Origin of the sequence: Pseudomonas sp. PDM21, from assembly GCF_014852505.2 — a bacterium.
Taxonomy (GTDB): domain Bacteria; phylum Pseudomonadota; class Gammaproteobacteria; order Pseudomonadales; family Pseudomonadaceae; genus Pseudomonas.
In genome coordinates this window covers 460,021-476,477 of sequence record NZ_CM181223.1, presented here as the reverse complement: position 1 = coordinate 476,477, position 16,457 = coordinate 460,021, and the positions used below count along the sequence as shown (strand labels likewise).

The 16,457-nt window shown below is 65.6% G+C and carries 18 protein-coding genes; 15 read left to right on the top strand and 3 right to left on the bottom strand.

The features are described 5' to 3' along the window. Positions 1-24 precede the first annotated feature (24 nt). The 6 genes from hslU to IB275_RS02285 all read left to right on the top strand — a co-directional run bounded on the left by hslU (position 25) and on the right by IB275_RS02285 (position 8,229). Positions 25-1,365 (top strand): ATP-dependent protease ATPase subunit HslU, encoded by a 1,341-nt coding sequence (gene hslU, locus IB275_RS02310; protein WP_192293731.1) that lies wholly within the window; start codon positions 25-27, stop codon positions 1,363-1,365. A gap of 92 nt (positions 1,366-1,457) precedes the next feature. Beyond that, a complete protein-coding gene (locus IB275_RS02305) occupies positions 1,458-1,829 on the top strand; it encodes a gamma-butyrobetaine hydroxylase family protein (protein ID WP_192293733.1) in 372 nt (123 codons plus the stop codon). 643 nt (positions 1,830-2,472) lie between these two features. After that, positions 2,473-4,152: a class II poly(R)-hydroxyalkanoic acid synthase gene (gene phaC / locus IB275_RS02300; RefSeq protein ID WP_081519632.1), complete on the top strand. Its 1,680-nt coding sequence runs from the start codon at positions 2,473-2,475 to the stop codon at positions 4,150-4,152. Further along, positions 4,149-5,153, top strand: a complete 1,005-nt coding sequence (gene phaZ, locus IB275_RS02295; RefSeq protein WP_225607732.1) for a poly(3-hydroxyalkanoate) depolymerase — start codon at positions 4,149-4,151, stop codon at positions 5,151-5,153. The genes phaC (IB275_RS02300) and phaZ overlap by 4 nt, the downstream gene beginning before the upstream one ends. 504 nt (positions 5,154-5,657) lie before the next feature. Further along, positions 5,658-7,340, top strand: coding sequence for a class II poly(R)-hydroxyalkanoic acid synthase (gene phaC, locus IB275_RS02290; RefSeq protein ID WP_192293735.1), 1,683 nt, complete (start codon positions 5,658-5,660; stop codon positions 7,338-7,340). A 274-nt stretch (positions 7,341-7,614) separates the two neighbouring features. Further along, positions 7,615-8,229, top strand: a complete 615-nt coding sequence (locus IB275_RS02285) for a TetR/AcrR family transcriptional regulator (RefSeq protein WP_192293737.1) — start codon at positions 7,615-7,617, stop codon at positions 8,227-8,229. Between the two features lie 78 nt (positions 8,230-8,307). Here IB275_RS02285 and IB275_RS02280 read toward each other — a convergent pair whose 3' ends face one another. From IB275_RS02280 to IB275_RS02270, 3 genes are all read right to left on the bottom strand, one after another. Next, on the bottom strand, positions 8,308-9,255 hold the full coding sequence (locus tag IB275_RS02280) for a phasin family protein (protein ID WP_192293739.1): 948 nt from the start codon (positions 9,253-9,255) through the stop codon (positions 8,308-8,310). A 10-nt stretch (positions 9,256-9,265) separates the two neighbouring features. Next, on the bottom strand, positions 9,266-9,676 hold the full coding sequence (locus IB275_RS02275) for a phasin family protein (protein ID WP_192293741.1): 411 nt from the start codon (positions 9,674-9,676) through the stop codon (positions 9,266-9,268). 168 nt (positions 9,677-9,844) lie between these two features. Beyond that, the gene (locus tag IB275_RS02270; RefSeq protein ID WP_138213081.1) at positions 9,845-10,120 is read right to left on the bottom strand and encodes a polyhydroxyalkanoic acid system family protein; all 276 of its coding nucleotides are present in this window, start codon (positions 10,118-10,120) and stop codon (positions 9,845-9,847) included. Positions 10,121-10,261: 141 nt separating this feature from the next. Between IB275_RS02270 and ubiE the strand changes: the two genes are divergently transcribed. The 9 genes from ubiE (at position 10,262) to IB275_RS02225 (ending at position 16,404) form a co-directional block, all read left to right on the top strand. After that, positions 10,262-11,044 (top strand): bifunctional demethylmenaquinone methyltransferase/2-methoxy-6-polyprenyl-1,4-benzoquinol methylase UbiE, encoded by a 783-nt coding sequence (gene ubiE, locus IB275_RS02265; RefSeq protein ID WP_151189072.1) that lies wholly within the window; start codon positions 10,262-10,264, stop codon positions 11,042-11,044. Then, on the top strand, positions 11,044-11,667 hold the full coding sequence (locus IB275_RS02260) for a ubiquinone biosynthesis accessory factor UbiJ (protein ID WP_081519625.1): 624 nt from the start codon (positions 11,044-11,046) through the stop codon (positions 11,665-11,667). Before ubiE ends, IB275_RS02260 begins: the two co-directional genes overlap by 1 nt. Continuing rightward, on the top strand, positions 11,664-13,271 hold the full coding sequence (gene ubiB, locus IB275_RS02255) for a ubiquinone biosynthesis regulatory protein kinase UbiB (RefSeq protein WP_192293743.1): 1,608 nt from the start codon (positions 11,664-11,666) through the stop codon (positions 13,269-13,271). Before IB275_RS02260 ends, ubiB begins: the two co-directional genes overlap by 4 nt. A 95-nt stretch (positions 13,272-13,366) precedes the next feature. Further along, positions 13,367-13,780, top strand: a complete 414-nt coding sequence (gene hisI / locus IB275_RS02250) for a phosphoribosyl-AMP cyclohydrolase (protein WP_024766215.1) — start codon at positions 13,367-13,369, stop codon at positions 13,778-13,780. After that, complete coding sequence (locus IB275_RS02245) at positions 13,770-14,108, top strand: phosphoribosyl-ATP diphosphatase (RefSeq protein WP_045212901.1); 339 nt, start codon at positions 13,770-13,772, stop codon at positions 14,106-14,108. Before hisI ends, IB275_RS02245 begins: the two co-directional genes overlap by 11 nt. 27 nt (positions 14,109-14,135) lie before the next feature. Next, the gene (locus IB275_RS02240; RefSeq protein WP_017520155.1) at positions 14,136-14,384 is read left to right on the top strand and encodes a twin-arginine translocase TatA/TatE family subunit; all 249 of its coding nucleotides are present in this window, start codon (positions 14,136-14,138) and stop codon (positions 14,382-14,384) included. Positions 14,385-14,387: 3 nt separating this feature from the next. Further along, complete coding sequence (gene tatB, locus IB275_RS02235; protein ID WP_192293745.1) at positions 14,388-14,906, top strand: Sec-independent protein translocase protein TatB; 519 nt, start codon at positions 14,388-14,390, stop codon at positions 14,904-14,906. Next, positions 14,903-15,700 (top strand): twin-arginine translocase subunit TatC, encoded by a 798-nt coding sequence (gene tatC, locus IB275_RS02230; protein WP_138213088.1) that lies wholly within the window; start codon positions 14,903-14,905, stop codon positions 15,698-15,700. The genes tatB and tatC overlap by 4 nt, the downstream gene beginning before the upstream one ends. Beyond that, positions 15,697-16,404 carry a 16S rRNA (uracil(1498)-N(3))-methyltransferase gene (locus IB275_RS02225; RefSeq protein WP_192293747.1) on the top strand — a complete coding sequence of 236 codons (708 nt, stop codon included), beginning with the start codon at positions 15,697-15,699 and terminating at the stop codon, positions 16,402-16,404. Before tatC ends, IB275_RS02225 begins: the two co-directional genes overlap by 4 nt. Positions 16,405-16,457: the final 53 nt, after the last annotated feature.

The following is a 16,457-nucleotide window of genomic DNA, read 5'->3' as shown; positions in this document are numbered from 1 at the left end:
TGTCGTTCCGGAGTAGCACGTCAAATGTCCATGACTCCCCGCGAGATCGTCCACGAACTCAACCGTCACATCATCGGCCAGGACGACGCCAAGCGCGCCGTCGCCATCGCCCTGCGTAACCGCTGGCGGCGCATGCAGCTGCCGGCCGAGCTGCGCGCCGAAGTGACGCCGAAGAACATCCTGATGATCGGCCCGACCGGCGTCGGCAAGACCGAGATCGCCCGTCGCCTGGCCAAGCTGGCCAACGCCCCGTTCATCAAGGTGGAGGCGACCAAGTTCACCGAAGTCGGCTACGTCGGCCGTGACGTCGAGTCGATCATCCGCGATCTCGCCGATGCCGCGATCAAGATGCTCCGCGAGCAGGAAGTGCAGAAGGTGAAGTACCGCGCCGAAGACGCCGCCGAAGAGCGCATCCTCGACGCCCTGCTGCCGCCAGCGCGTACCACCGGTTTCGGTGACGAACCGGCCCGCGAGGATTCCAACACCCGCCAGCTGTTCCGCAAGCGCCTGCGTGAAGGCCAGCTGGACGACAAGGAAATCGACATCGAGGTCGCCGACATTCCTTCGGGCGTGGAAATCATGGCCCCGCCCGGCATGGAAGAGATGACCAACCAGCTGCAGAGCCTGTTCTCCAACATGGGCAAGGGCAAGCGCAAGAGCCGCAAGCTGAAGGTCGCCGAGGCCATGAAGCTGATCCGCGACGAGGAAGCCCAGCGCCTGGTCAACGAGGAAGACCTCAAGGCCCGCGCCCTGGAAGCCGTGGAGCAGAACGGCATCGTCTTCATCGACGAGATCGACAAGATCGCCAAGCGCGGCAACGTGGGCGGCGCCGACGTCTCCCGCGAGGGCGTGCAGCGTGACCTGCTGCCGCTGATCGAGGGCTGCACCGTGAACACCAAGCTGGGCATGGTGAAGACCGACCACATCCTGTTCATCGCCTCGGGCGCATTCCACCTGTCCAAGCCCAGCGACCTGGTGCCGGAACTGCAGGGCCGCCTGCCGATCCGCGTCGAGCTGAAAGCCCTGAGCCCGAGCGACTTCGAGCGCATCCTCAGCGAGCCGCACGCTTCGCTGACCGAGCAGTACACCGCGCTGCTTAAGACCGAAGGCCTGGACATCGAGTTCGCCGCCGACGGCATCAAGCGCCTCGCGGAGATCGCCTTCCAGGTCAACGAGAAGACCGAGAACATCGGTGCCCGTCGCCTGCACACCCTGCTCGAGCGCCTGCTCGAAGAGGTGTCCTTCGACGCCGCCGACCTCGCCAGCGAGCACAGCGACAAGGCCATCGTGATCGACGCGACCTACGTCAACGGTCACCTGGGCGAGCTGGCCCAGGACGAAGACCTTTCCCGCTACATCCTCTAAGCGATCCCTATCGCTGCGACGGGGCGCCTCAGGGCGCCCCGCTGTTTTTCTGCCGGCGCTACAATGCCGGAATCGCCGTTCAGGAGCCGTCCATGCGCATTCCTTCCGCCATCAAGCTGCACAAGGCCTCGAAAAAGCTTTCGCTGACCTATGGGGAACAGTCCTTTGAGCTGCCCGCCGAGTTCCTGCGCGTGCATTCGCCATCGGCGGAAGTCCAGGGCCATGGCAACCCGGTGCTGCAGGTGGGCAAGCTGAATGTCGGTCTGAACAACATCGAGCCGGCCGGGCAGTACGCGCTCAAGCTGACCTTCGATGACGGCCACGACAGCGGCCTGTTCACCTGGGACTACCTCTACGAGCTGTGCATGCGCCAGGACGAGCTGTGGGCCGACTACCTGGCACAGCTGGAGAAGGCCGGCAAGTCACGCGATCCGTCGGAGTCCGTGGTCAAGCTGATGCTGTAAGCAGCTAACGCCGAAATGCCGCCTGCGCAGGAGCGGGCTCCGCACCTCGCAATACCGTGTAGGGCGCATAACGCCTAAGGCGTTATCCGCCATTGATGCCATCGGCGGATAACCCGTTCCGAGTTATCCGCCCTACGCGCGGGCTCTGCAGCGGGGCCGGTTGGCGAGCAAGCTCGCTCCTACAAGATCAGGAGCGCTTCCGCACATCTCTTCACCGCCCCCTCCAACTCCTTCGATCTTTCCTCCCCGCCTCCCCCTGCGCACCAACCTTCGTCGGGCAATCGCTCCAGGGCACGCCATTTGCAACATTCCCGTTGCAGACTGCTGCGTGCAGGTCGGTCACCCCGGGTTTGGCGAGATGCCCCCGCTCTAGGGCGCGTTTTCTAACTTTTCCCGACATACTCCTAGGAGTTGGCCCACGCTGCACCAGCTTGCGCGGCGAAGGAAACTCGGGTAACCAAGGCAGTGCAATGTACGGAACTACAGTGCACAGAGCGTGGTTTCCTGAACTTCCAGTGATGCCGCCAAGTAGATGAATCGCGTGGAGCCCTCTCCACGTTCCGCAACCCCGAGAAGTACTTGGCCTTACGTCACGAAAGGTGAGCCCCGCCAGTATGTGTCTCAGGACAATGGAGCGTCGCCGATGACCCAGAAGAACAACAGCGATCTACCCCAGCAAGCCGCGGAAAACACCCTGAATCTCAGCCCGGTGATCGGCATTCAGGGCAAGGACCTGCTCACCTCTGCCCGCATGGTGCTGCTGCAAGCGGTCAAGCAGCCGTTCCACAGCGCCAAGCACGTAGCCCACTTCGGCCTCGAGCTGAAGAACGTGCTGCTTGGCAAGTCCGACCTCAAGCCCTCGGACGACGACCGCCGCTTCAACGACCCGGCCTGGAGCCAGAACCCGCTCTACCGCCGCTACCTGCAGACCTACCTGGCCTGGCGCAAGGAGCTGCACACCTGGATCGGCGACAGCGACCTGTCCAGCCAGGACATCAGCCGCGGCCAGTTCGTCATCAACCTGATGACCGAGGCCATGGCGCCGACCAACACCCTGTCCAACCCGGCAGCGGTCAAACGTTTCTTCGAGACCGGCGGCAAGAGCCTGCTCGACGGTCTTACCCATCTGGCCAAGGACCTGGTGAACAACGGCGGCATGCCCAGCCAGGTCAACATGGAAGCCTTCGAGGTCGGCAAGAACCTGGCCGTGACCGAAGGCGCGGTGGTATTCCGCAACGACGTGCTGGAAGTCATCCAGTACAAGCCGATCACCGAGAGCGTGCACGAGCGCCCGCTGCTGGTGGTACCGCCACAGATCAACAAGTTCTACGTCTTCGACCTGTCGCCGGAGAAAAGCCTGGCGCGCTTCTGCCTGCGCAACCAGGTGCAGACCTTCATTGTCAGCTGGCGCAACCCGACCAAGGCGCAGCGCGAGTGGGGCCTGACCACCTACATCGAGGCGCTGAAGGAAGCCATCGACGCGGTCCTGGCCATCACCGGCGCCAAGGACCTGAACATGCTCGGCGCCTGCTCCGGCGGCATCACCACCGTCACCCTGCTCGGCCATTACGCCGCCCTGGGCGAGAAGAAGGTCCATGCCTTCACCCAGATGGTCAGCGTGCTGGACTTCGAGATGAACACCCAGATCGCCCTGTTCGCCGACGAGAAGACCCTGGAGGCCGCCAAGCGCCGCTCCTACCAGTCCGGCGTGCTCGAAGGCAAGGACATGGCCAAGGTGTTCGCCTGGATGCGCCCCAACGACCTGATCTGGAACTACTGGGTCAACAACTACCTGCTGGGCAACGAGCCGCCGGCTTTCGACATCCTGTTCTGGAACAACGACACCACGCGCCTGCCAGCCGCGCTGCACGGCGAGCTGGTGGAGATGTTCAAGACCAACCCGCTGACCCGCGCCGGCGCCCTGGAGGTCTCCGGCACGGCCATCGACCTCAAGCAGATCACCTGCGACTTCTACTGCGTGGCCGGCCTGTCCGACCACATCACACCCTGGGAAGCCTGCTACCGCTCCGCTCGTCTGCTGGGCGGCAAGTGTGAATTCATCCTATCCAACAGCGGACACATCCAGAGCATCCTCAACCCGCCAGGCAACCCCAAGGCCCGCTTCATGACCGGCCCTGAACTCTCGGCCGATCCGAAGGCCTGGCAGGAAAACGCCAGCAAGCACGCCGACTCCTGGTGGCTGCACTGGCAGAACTGGCTCGCCGAGCGCTCGGGCAAGACGCGCAAGGCACCGACCGCCCTGGGCAACAAGGCCCACCCGGCCGGCGAAGCCGCCCCTGGAACCTACGTACACGAACGATGAAAACAGAACTCCTCCCGCAAGCCGGCGCCGTGGACGACGCCAACACCCCAGAATCGTCGCAGGCCGTGGAAGTGGCCCCGCCGACGAGCCGGCGCGCGCGCAGCAAGCGCAGCGCGGAGGAGATACTGCCGAGCAAGGCGCCGGCGGCGCAGCCCTTCGAGTTCCGCACCATCGAGCTCGACGGGCAGACCATCCGCACCGCCGTGCGTCCGGGCAAGAGGCACATGACGCCGCTGCTGATCTTCAACGGCATCGGCGCCAACCTGGAACTGGTCTTCCCCTTCGTCGCCGCGCTGGACCCGGACCTGGAGGTGATCGCCTTCGACGTCCCCGGCGTCGGCGGTTCGTCCACGCCCAGCACGCCGTACCGTTTCCCCGGCCTGGCGAAGCTGGCCGCGCGGATGCTCGACTACCTGGACTACGGCCAGGTGACGGCCATCGGTGTCTCCTGGGGCGGCGCCCTGGCGCAACAGTTCGCCCATGACTATCCCGAGCGCTGCAAGAAGCTGATCCTCGCCGCCACCGCCGCCGGTGCGGTGATGGTGCCGGGCAAGCCGCGGGTGCTCTGGCGCATGGCCAGTCCACGGCGCTACATCCAGCCGTCCTATGGCGTGCACATCGCCCCGGACATCTACGGCGGCGCCTTCCGCCGCGATCCGAAGCTGGCCATGGCCTTCGCCAGCAAGGTGCGCTCGTCCGGCAAGATGGGCTACTACTGGCAGCTGTTCGCCGGCCTCGGCTGGACCAGCATCCACTGGCTGCACAAGATCCGTCAGCCGACGCTGATCCTGGCCGGCGACGACGACCCGATCATCCCGCTGATCAACATGCGCATGATCGCCTGGCGCATCCCCAACTCCGAGCTGCACGTGATCGACGACGGCCACCTGTTCCTGGTGACCCGCGCGGAAACCGTGGCGCCGATCATCATGAAATTCCTCCAGGAGGAACGGCAGCGGGCGATCATCCACCCCCGTCCCTTCGCCCCGAAAGCCAGCTAAGGCCAACTGAAGCATCACAGCTTCGTCACAGTCGGTGGGCATCCTGCCTTGACCGATCGCTGCGCAGGCACTTTTTTTAAAGAGCCGAACAACAAACAGGCGTGTTCACGGGTATCGACACGTAGCGCCTGATTCGGGACCCGCGCTGCGGCCACCTTCGAAGGTGACCGCAGGACAGCCCGGCTGCTGATCCGCTGCCCTGTTTTCGGGCAGTTGCCCTCTCGCGTCGATACCCGTGCACACCCCCCGAACCGGCGGCAGGCGTCTGGAACGGGAATTTCCCGATTCTGGTACAGCCCTTGCGTCGTAGGGTCTGTTGACGTTTTGGCACGGCCGCGACGGCGCCGCATTTTGCGCAGGGCTGGGCGCGAGGAGTGTGGTTTGGTCATTTCAAATGAACGACGAGTCACGACGCACTGCGCAAAATGCGGCCCGTCCCTACGGGTTGCGCGGCAAAACGTCAACAGACCCTAATTAGGTCGGACCTTTCATGGAGTGCTGTTCATGCGCGAGAAAGCTGAGCCGGGTAGCGTCCCCGTCCCCACCGAGTACATGAATGCGCAGAGTGCGATGGTCGGCCTGCGCGGCAAGGACATGCTGTCCACCCTGCGCATGCTGGCGCTGCAGGGCGTGCGCCAGCCGGTCCATTCGGCGAAGCACCTGGCGGCCTTTGGCAAGCAGGTGGGTAAGGTGCTCATCGGCGACTCGCCGCTGCAGCCCAACCCGCAGGACGCACGCTTCCAGGACCCGTCCTGGCGCCTGAACCCCTTCTACCGGCGCACCGTGCAGGCCTACCTGGCGTGGCAGAAGCAACTGCTGGCCTGGGTCGACGAGAGCGACCTGAACAGCGACGACCGTGCCCGCGCGCGCTTTCTGCTGTCGATCCTCTCCGACGCCGCCTCGCCATCGAACACCCTGCTCAACCCGCTGGCGGTGAAGGAACTGTTCAACACCGGCGGCCAGAGCCTGCTCAAGGGCGCGCAGCACCTGCTCGACGACCTGATGCACAACGGCGGCATGCCCAGCCAGGTCAACCGCAGCGCCTTCGAGATCGGCCAGAACCTGGCCATCACGCCCGGCGCGGTGGTGCTGCGCAACGAGGTGCTGGAGCTGATCCAGTACAAGCCGATGGGCGAGCACCTGCATGCCAAGCCGCTGCTGATCGTGCCGCCGCAGATCAACAAGTTCTACATCTTCGACCTGACGACCGAGAAGAGCTTTGTCCAGTACGCCCTGAAGAACAATCTGCAGCTGTTCATGGTGAGCTGGCGCAACCCCGACGCGCGCCACCGCGAGTGGGGCCTGTCGACCTACGTCACCGCTCTGGACGAGGCCATCGACGTGTGCCGCTCCATCAGCGGCAGCCGCAGCGTCAACCTGATGGGCGCCTGCTCGGGCGGGCTGACCATCGCCGCGCTGCAGGGCCACCTGCAGGCGCGCCGGCAACTGCGCAAGGTCGCCAGCGCCACCTACCTGGTGAGCCTGCTGGACAGCCAGGTGGAGACCCCGGCCGCGCTGTTCGCCGACGAGCAGACCCTGGAGACCAGCAAGCGCCGCTCCTATCAGCACGGCGTGCTGGACGGCCGCGACATGGCGAAGATCTTCGCCTGGATGCGCCCCAACGACCTGATCTGGAACTACTGGGTCAACAACTACCTGCTGGGCAAGCAGCCGCCGGCCTTCGACATCCTCTACTGGAACAACGACAACACCCGCCTGCCCGCCGCGCTGCACGGCGACTTCCTCGACTTCTTCAAGCACAACCCGCTGGCCCGCCCCGGTGCCATGGAAGTCAACGGCAGCGCGATCGACCTGAAGAAGGTCGCGGTGGACAACTTCCACGTCGCCGGCATCACCGACCACATCACCCCGTGGGACGCGGTGTACCGCTCGGCCCAGCTGCTGGGCGGCGAGACGCGCTTCGTGCTGTCCAACAGCGGGCACATCCAGAGCATCCTCAACCCGCCGGGCAACCCCAAGGCCTGCTACTTCGAGAACAGCAAGATCAGCTCCGACCCGCGCGCCTGGTACTACGACACCAAGCGCCAGGAAGGCAGCTGGTGGCCGCTGTGGCTGGAGTGGATCCAGGAGCGCTCGGGCGAACGCCGGCCGGTGAACTTCGAGCTGGGCAACGCCGAATACCCGGCCAAGGAAGCCGCACCGGGCACCTACGTGCACGTACGCTGAGGCAAGCATGGATCGGGCAACCCGTTGCGGGTTGTTCGCTCCGCGCCTTCCACTGGCACCGTAGAACGCTCTCGAAGGATGGGTGGAGCGCAACGATACCCATGCTGACGGCGCGCTGAGTCGATGGGTATCGCTACGCTCCACACCATCCTGCGTAGATGCCCTGGCAACCCACGTCGCGGGGGCACCATGCAGAAGTTTGCCGCACAGCAATTGGCAGCCACCCTATCCCGAAGCTATCGTCGGCCCCACTGCGGCTGGAACCTGAACACGGATGAAAACGCGCGACCGGATTCTCGAATGCGCCCTGCAGCTGTTCAACGAGCAGGGCGAGCCCAACGTTTCAACCCTGGAGATCGCCACCGAACTAGGCATCAGCCCGGGTAATCTCTACTACCACTTCCACGGCAAGGAACCGCTGGTGCTGGCGCTGTTCGAACGCTTCCAGGACGAACTGGCGCCGCTGCTCGACCCGCCGGAAGACGTGCGACTGGGCGCCGAGGACTACTGGCTGTTCCTGCACCTGATCGTCGAGCGCCTGGCGCACTACCGCTTCCTCTTCCAGGACCTCTCCAACCTCGCCGGGCGCCTGCCCAAGCTCGCCCGTGGCGTGCGGGCCTGGCTCAACCAGCTCAAGCGCACCCTGGCCACCCTGCTGGCGCAACTCAAGGCGCAGGACGAACTGGCCAGCGACACCGAAGCCCTCGGCCAGTTGGTAGAGCAGATCACCCTGACGCTGCTGTTCTCCCTCGACTACCAGCGCATCCTCGGCCACGAGGGCGACGTCCGCCAGGTGGTGTTCCAGGTCATGATGCTGGTAGCGCCGCATCTGCGGCCGGACTCGCAGCTGATCGCCGAGCGACTCGCCAAGCGCTACCTCACCCCCTGACTTATCCCTGCAGGTTTTTGTCTTGCGAGAATGAAAACGCCCGGCGCGAGGCCGGGCGTGGGTGTTGCAGCAGACCGGTCAGGCCTGGGACGGCGGCGGCGTTGCCGGAGCAGCGGCGGACGGCGTCACGGCCGGCGCGGCGGCGGGAGCCGACGGTGCCGGAGTGGCGACCGGAGCGGTTGCCGGTTTCGCAGCAGCCGGCTTGGCGGCGGTCTTGGGTGCAGCGGGCTTCTTCACGGCAGGCTTCTTCGCCGCGGCCGGCTTGGCTGCAGGTTTCGCAGCGGCAGGCTTGGCGGTGGCAGCCGGTTTTGCAGCGGGTTTGGCGGCAGGCTTCGCGGCGGCTTTCGCAGCAGCGGGCTTGGCAGCCGGTTTCGCGGCAGGCTTGGCCGCAGCCTTGGCAGCCGGCTTCGCAGCAGGCTTGGCAGCGGGTTTCGCGGCAGCCTTGGCAGCCGGTTTGGCGGCGGCTTTGGCAGTGGGCTTGGCGGCCGCCTTCGCTGCAGGTTTGGCAGCAGCCTTGGCAACCGGTTTGGAAGCCGCGGTCTTCACAGCGGGTTTCGCGGCCGGTTTGGCGGCGGCTTTCGCTGCGGGTTTGGCGGCGGCCTTGGCGGCCGGTTTGGCGACGCTGACGCCGGTGAGCTTCTCGATCTGCTTGGTGAGGCTGTCGACCTTGCTGTGCAGGTCTTTCACTTCACGGCTGCTCGGCACGCCCAGGCGCGAGATCGCGCTGTTCAGGCGCTTGTCGAAGGCCTCTTCCAGTTCGCCCCACTTGCCGATCGCGGCGCCCTTGACGGCATCGACGCGCGCCTTCGCGGAACGGGTGGAGGTCTTCACCGCACCCTCGACTTCGGTCTTGGCCAGTTTCTCAGCCTTCTCGCCGTCCTTGACCAGGGTCTCGAACACCTTGCTGCCGTCTTTGCTGACCTTCGAGTAGGCCCCCAAGCCAGCCAGCCAGATCTGCCGCGAGTATTTCTCGATCTCGCCGATCCAACTGGACTCTTTTTTATCGGTAGTTTTTTTGCCAGCCATCCTGCTCTCCTTATTGGGTTCTCGCGACACGCTCGAGCACTGCGCTCAGCTCATCCAGCTTAGCAGAGAGCGCCTCCACATCACGCCTGGAGGGAATTCCGATTCGGTTGAGGGCGGAGGACACGCGCGCATCGAACGCCTCTTCGATCCTGTCGAAGTTCAGCTTGGCCTTGACGCTGTGCAGACGGCCCTTGACGGTGTCGTTGGCGGCGTCGATCTGGGTGCTCACCAGGTCACGGCCTTTCTTCTCCACGGACTCGCCGGACTTGACCAGTTCCTTGAAGTACTCGCTGCCTTCCTGGCCCACGCGAGCGTAGGAGCCCAGGCCTGCGAGCCAGATCTGCCGGGCGTAGTGCTTGGCATCGGAGTAGAGGGAGGATTGGAGTTCTGCGACTTTCTTCTTGCTGACAGCCTTGGCCATGGTGGCACCTCACAGGTTCAGATTCGATGATGTCGAAAGCTGCCCGCATCAGGCGGGACTGTGAGCCAAGGTATCGGGGAAAATTAGAAAACACATACCAGGCTTTGTAGGAAAGCCGGCGCCGCACGAAAACGGCATGGCCCCGCGGGGAACGGGGCCGGCAGGGGGTCAGGCCAGGGCCTTGTCCAGCGCGCGCTCGATCTCGCCCTTGAGCAGGCCGCCCATGGCCGAGAGCATCAGGCCCAGCTTCACGTCCACCGCGACCTTGTCCGCGCCCACTTCGATGCGCCCGTCCACGCCGCTGCGCTTGAACAGCAGGGTGTCGCCCTGCCACTCGCTGCTCACGCCGTGCTCGCGGGTGAGCTTGTCGGCGAGCTTTTCCGCCTTGGCGCGGGCGGCTTCGAGGCCGAGGGAGTGGGAACGTTCGACGTGGATACGGGACATGCTGGAACTCCGCAGTTGACTGACCCCGCCGATCATACGCGCCGCGCCGTATCGCCGCACCCCGCTGGCGGCGTGACCGGGGCGGCGTTTTCTCTGCATCCTGTTAGAATGCCCGCCACTGACTTCCAGGGTACAAACGCCATGAGCGAACCGCGCAAGCCCCAAGCCGGCCAGGACAGCGCCGATCCCACCACGCACTTCGGCTACAAGACCGTGCGCGAGAGCGAGAAGGCCGAGAAGGTCGCCGAGGTATTCCACTCGGTCGCCGCCAAGTACGACCTGATGAACGACCTGATGTCCGGCGGCGTCCACCGTCTGTGGAAGCGTTTCACCATCGAGCTGTCCGGCGTACGCGCCGGCAACCGGGTGCTGGACATCGCCGGCGGCACCGGTGACCTGACCCGCCAGTTCTCCCGCCTGGTCGGCCCGACCGGCGAAGTGGTGCTGGCCGACATCAACGCCTCGATGCTCAAGGTCGGCCGCGACAAGCTGCTCGACAGCGGCGTCGCCGGCAACGTCAACTTCGTCCAGGCCGACGCCGAGAAGCTGCCGTTCCCCGATAACTACTTCGATGCGGTGACCATCGCCTTCGGCCTGCGCAACGTCACCCACAAGGATGAAGCCATCCGCTCCATGCTGCGGGTACTCAAGCCCGGCGGCCGCCTGCTTGTGCTGGAATTCTCCAAGCCCACCAGCAGCCTGCTGTCCAAGGCCTACGACGCCTACTCCTTCACCCTGCTGCCGCTGATGGGCAAGCTGGTGACCAACGATTCCGAGAGCTACCGCTACCTCGCCGAATCGATCCGCATGCACCCCGACCAGGAAACGCTGAAGTCGATGATGGTGGAGGCCGGCTTCGACCGCGTCACCTACCACAACATGACCGGCGGCGTGGTCGCCCTGCACCGCGGCATCAAGCCCTGATGACCCTGCTCCTGCAGGCCGCGCTGGCCAGCGCCGAAGCCACCGTCAACCGCGTGCTGCGGCTCGACGGCGTGGCCCTGCGGCGTCTCGGCCGGCTCGCCGGCAAGGTGCTGGAAGTGGACTGCCAGGCACCCGCGCTGCGGCTGTTCATCCTGCCCGACGCTGACGGCCTGCATTTGGCCGCGCACCACGAGGCGCCAGCCGACTGCACCCTCGTCGCGCCCGCCGGCAGCCTGCTGCAACTGGCCCTGGCCAAGGACAAGACCCGCGTCCTGCACAGCCCTGAAGTGACCATGGGCGGCGACAGCGCGATGCTGCTGGAGCTGGCCGATATCCTCCAGAGCCTGGAGCTGGACTGGGAATACGAAGTCTCCCGCTGGCTCGGCCCGGTGCCCGCGCACCTGCTCGGCGCGCGTTTGCGCGGCGGCATGGCCTGGGCCGGCGACAGCCTGGAAAGCCTGCGCCTGAGCCTCGCCGACTACCTCGCCGAGGAAAGCCGCAGCCTGGTCGGCCAGCACGAAGCCGAAGCGCGCTTCGCTGAGCTGGACCAGTTGAAGATGTCCCTCGACCGCCTCGACGCGCGGATCAACCGCCTGACCCAGAAGATCAAGCCTGACGCATGAAGCTGCTCGCCTTCCGCCGCCTGCTGCGCATCCAGCGCGTAGCCATCCGCTACCGTCTGGACGACATGGTCCTCGAACTGCCCTTCCTGCCCTGGTGGCTGCGCCTGCTCGGCGGGCTGCTGCCCTGGCGCTGGCTGCCGCGCAAGCCGCTGGAGCTCAGCCGTGGCGCGCGCATCCGGCTGGCGCTGGAAGACCTCGGGCCAATCTTCATCAAGTTCGGCCAGATACTCTCCACCCGCCGCGACCTGCTCCCCGACGACATCGCCCTGGAGCTGGCCTTCCTGCAGGACAAGGTGCCGCCCTTCCCGCCGGAACAGGCCGTGGCGCTCATCGAGCAGCAGCTGGGCGCGAAGATCGAGCAGGTGTTCTCCCGCTTCGAGCGCGAACCGCTGGCCTCCGCCTCGGTGGCGCAGGTGCACACTGCGCAGCTCAAGAGCGGCGAGGAAGTGGTGGTGAAGGTCATCCGCCCGAACCTGGAGCCGGTGATCCGCTCCGACATCGCCTGGCTGCACATCCTCGCCCGCACCGCCGAGCGCATCTCCGCCGACGCCCGCCGCCTGCACCCGGCCGAAGTGGTCAGCGACTACGAGAAGACCATCTACGACGAGCTGGACCTGCTGCGTGAAGCGGCCAACTCCTCTCAGCTGCGGCGCAACTTCGAAGGTTCGCCGCTGCTCTACGTGCCCCAGGTCTACTGGGACTGGTGCCGCCCCAAGGTGCTGGTGATGGAGCGCATCTACGGCATCCCGGTGACCGACCTGGACACCCTGCGCGACCAGCGCACCGACTTCAAGGCACTGGCCGAGCGTGGCGTGGAGATCTTCTTCACCCAGGTGTTCCGCGACAGCTTCTTCCACGCCGACATGCATCCCGGCAACATTTTCGTCAGCACCCGCACGCCGTGGAGCCCGCAGTACATCGCAGTGGACTGCGGGATCGTCGGCAGCCTCACCGACGAGGACCAGGACTACCTGGCGCGCAACCTGATCGCCTTCTTCAAGCGCGATTACCGCAAGGTCGCCCAACTGCACATCGACTCGGGCTGGGTACCGGCGGAAACCAAGGTCAATGATTTCGAAGCGGCGATCCGCACCGTGTGCGAGCCGATCTTCGAGAAACCGCTCAAGGACATTTCCTTCGGCCAGGTGCTGCTGCGCCTGTTCCAGACCGCGCGGCGCTTCAACATGGAAGTGCAGCCGCAACTGGTGCTGCTGCAGAAGACCCTGCTGAACATCGAAGGCCTGGGCCGCCAGCTCTACCCGGAGCTGGACCTGTGGACCACCGCGCAACCGTTCCTGGAACGCTGGATGCGCGAGCGCGTCAGCCCTGGCACTCTGCTGCGCAACGCCCAGCAACACATCGAACAACTGCCGCACCTGGCGCAGATGACCCGTGACACGCTCGAGCGCCTGTCCCGCGAGCCGCAGCCCGAAACGCGCCTGACCGGCGTCCCGGTCGGCATGGCCGGCGCCTGGCCGGCGCGGCTGATTGGCGCGGTGCTGGTCGCCGGGGCCGCCGAAACCGGCCTCGCCACCCACAGCCTCGCGGCCTGGCCGGCGTGGGCGATGCTGGCCGGTGGTCTGTATCTGATTCTGCGCCGATAGCCAGTCGCCGCACTGGCTGGCACACTTAACCGCTAGATGAAGTGGCTTACGAAGTGGCTCTGGGCACCGCGCGTGCCCGCTGTACGGAACCCGAGATGAAAGACTGGCTGGACGAAATCAAGTGGAATGCCGATGGACTGGTGCCGGCGATCGCCCAGGACCATCGCACCGGCCGCGTACTGATGATGGCCTGGATGAACCGCGAGGCCCTGGCCCTCACCGCCGCCGAGAACCGCGCCATCTACTGGTCGCGCTCGCGCGGCAAGCTCTGGCGCAAGGGCGAGGACTCCGGCCACGTGCAGAAGCTGCATGAGCTGCGCCTGGACTGCGACGCCGACGTGGTGATCCTGATGGTCGAACAGCTGGGCGGCATCGCCTGCCACACCGGCCGCGAGAGCTGCTTCTACCGGGTGTTCGAGAACGGCGCCTGGCAGACCGTCGACCCGGTCCTGAAGGACCCGGATGCCATCTACTCCCACGTAGGTACAGGAAAACCCCATGAGCACTGATACCCTCGCCCGTCTGGCGGAAGTCCTCGAAGCGCGCAAGAATGCCGCACCGGACAGCTCCTACGTGGCCAGCCTGTATCACAAGGGCCTGAACAAGATCCTGGAGAAGGTTGGCGAAGAGTCGGTGGAAACCATTCTCGCCGCCAAGGACGCCGCCGCCAGCGGTGACTGCACGGACCTGATCTACGAAACGGCCGACCTCTGGTTCCACTCCCTGGTGATGCTCGCCGCCCTCGGCCAGCACCCGCAGGCGGTACTGGACGAGCTGGACCGCCGCTTCGGCCTTTCCGGGCACGACGAGAAAGCCGCGCGCCAACCGTCAGCCTGAACCCGACAACTTTGCGAGGAAAACAAGATGGGCATCTTTGACTGGAAACACTGGGTCGTCATCCTGATCGTCGTCGTCCTGGTCTTCGGCACCAAGCGCCTGAAGAACCTCGGTTCGGACGTCGGCGAAGCCATCAAGGGCTTCAAGAAGGCGATGAACACCGAGGAAGACGAGAAGAAGGACCCGAACGCCGCTGCCGGCAACCCGCCGCTGAACCAGCCGCACACCATCGACGCCCAGGCGCAGAAGGTCGAAGAGCCGGCGCGCAAGGACTGATTCATGTTCGGTATCAGCTTCAGCGAACTGCTGCTGGTGGGCCTCGTCGCCCTGCTGGTGCTCGGCCCCGACCGCCTGCCGGGCGCCGCGCGCACGGCCGGCCTGTGGATCGGCCGGCTCAAGCGCAGCTTCAACGCCATCAAGACGGAAGTGGAGCGCGAGCTGGGCGCGGATGAAATCCGCCGCCAGCTGCACAACGAGCACATCCTGCAGATGGAACAGGAAGCCAAGAAGCTGATGGCGCCGCTGACTGACCTGCAGGAGCAGGCGCGGGAAACTTTCAACCCGCAACAGCCGGTCCAGTCCAGCGGCCAGAACGCACCTGCCGAGCCGCCCGCGGCGCCGAGCATCGCGCCCAACAGCCGCCTGAACAGCCTGCCGGGCGCGGGCCTCGCGCCTGCCACTGAGGAGGTTCCCGCCGCTGCACCGCAGGCGCCGGAAGCCGGCCAGCCGAGCCAACCGACTGAACCGACTGGCGCGAGCCAGCCACCCGCTTCGTCCGAGACGCCGCGTACCCCATGAGCGCCGAAAAACCCGACCAGCCCGAACACGACCAGGAAATGCCCCTGGTCTCGCACCTGACCGAGCTGCGTACGCGCCTACTGCGCTGCGTGGTTGCGATCTTCGTGATCTTCATCGGCCTGCTGTACTTCTCGCAGAAGATCTACGCGCTGGCTTCCGAGCCGCTGCGCCGCTTCCTGCCCGAAGGCGCGACCATGATCGCCATCGACCCGGCGTCGGCCTTCCTCGCGCCGCTGAAGCTGACCATGATCGTCGCCGTGCTGTTCGCCATGCCGGTGATCCTCGCCCAGGTCTGGGGCTTCATCGCGCCGGGCCTGTACAAGCACGAGAAGCGCGTCGCCCTGCCGCTGCTGGCCTCCAGCATCGTGCTGTTCTACGCCGGCATGGCCTTCGCCTATTTCCTGGTGTTCCCGTTGATGTTCCACTTCTTCCTCGGCTCGGCCCCGGAAGGCGTGACACCGATGACCGACATCAACAGCTACCTGGACTTCCTCACCCTGCTGTTCGCCTTCGGCGTGGCTTTCGAGATTCCCGTGGCCACCGTGCTGCTGGTGTGGATCGGGGTGGTCAACGTGGCTTACCTGAAGAAGATCCGCCCCTACGTGATCATCGGCTGCTTCGTCGTCGGCATGATCCTCACCCCGCCGGACCCGCTGTCGCAGACCCTGCTGGCCGTGCCGATGTGGTTGCTGTTCGAGGCCGGCGTGCTGTTCAGCCACCTGATCCGCAAGCGCGGCCCGGAAGAGGAAGAAGAAGAGTCCAAGGGCGACCAGCCTCCGGCCACCCGCTCGTGAACCTGCTGCTCCTCGACGACGCCGACTTCGTGGCGGCGGACCGCGTGATCCTGCGCGACCGCCGCCTGACCCACCTGCAGGAAGTCCACCGCGCCGAAAGCGGCGACCGGATGCGCGTCGGCCGCCTTGGCGGCCTGATGGGCGAAGGCCGTCTGCTGCGCCTGGAAGCCAACGAGGCCGAGTTGCAGGTCAGCTTCGACCAGGCCCCGCCAGCCAAGCTGCCGCTCACCCTGCTGCTCGCCCTGCCCCGCCCGAAGATGCTCCGCCGCGTGCTGCAGACTGTCGCCGCCATGGGCGTGCCGCGGCTGGTGCTGCTCAACAGCTACCGGGTGGAAAAGAGCTTCTGGCAGACCCCCTTCCTCGAGCCAGAGGCCGTGCGCGAGCAACTGATCCTGGGCCTCGAACAGGCCCGCGACACCGTGCTGCCCGAAGTGATCATCGAGAAGCGCTTCAAGCCCTTCGTCGAAGACCGGCTGCCCACGCTGGCCGCCGGCAGCCTCGGGCTGATCGGCCATCCCGGCCCGTGGCCCGAGTGCCCACGGGCGTTGAGCGAGCCGGTGACCCTGGCCATCGGCCCGGAAGGCGGCTGGATTCCCTACGAGGTCGACAAGCTGCGCGAAGCCGGCCTGAACCCCGTGCAACTGGGCGAACGCATCCTGCGCGTCGAGACTGCCGTGACCGCGCTTTTGGCACGACTGTACTAACGAAAAATGGCTAGAGGCCAGTAACCACGCGGCCTCCAGCGTGAACCACCAGT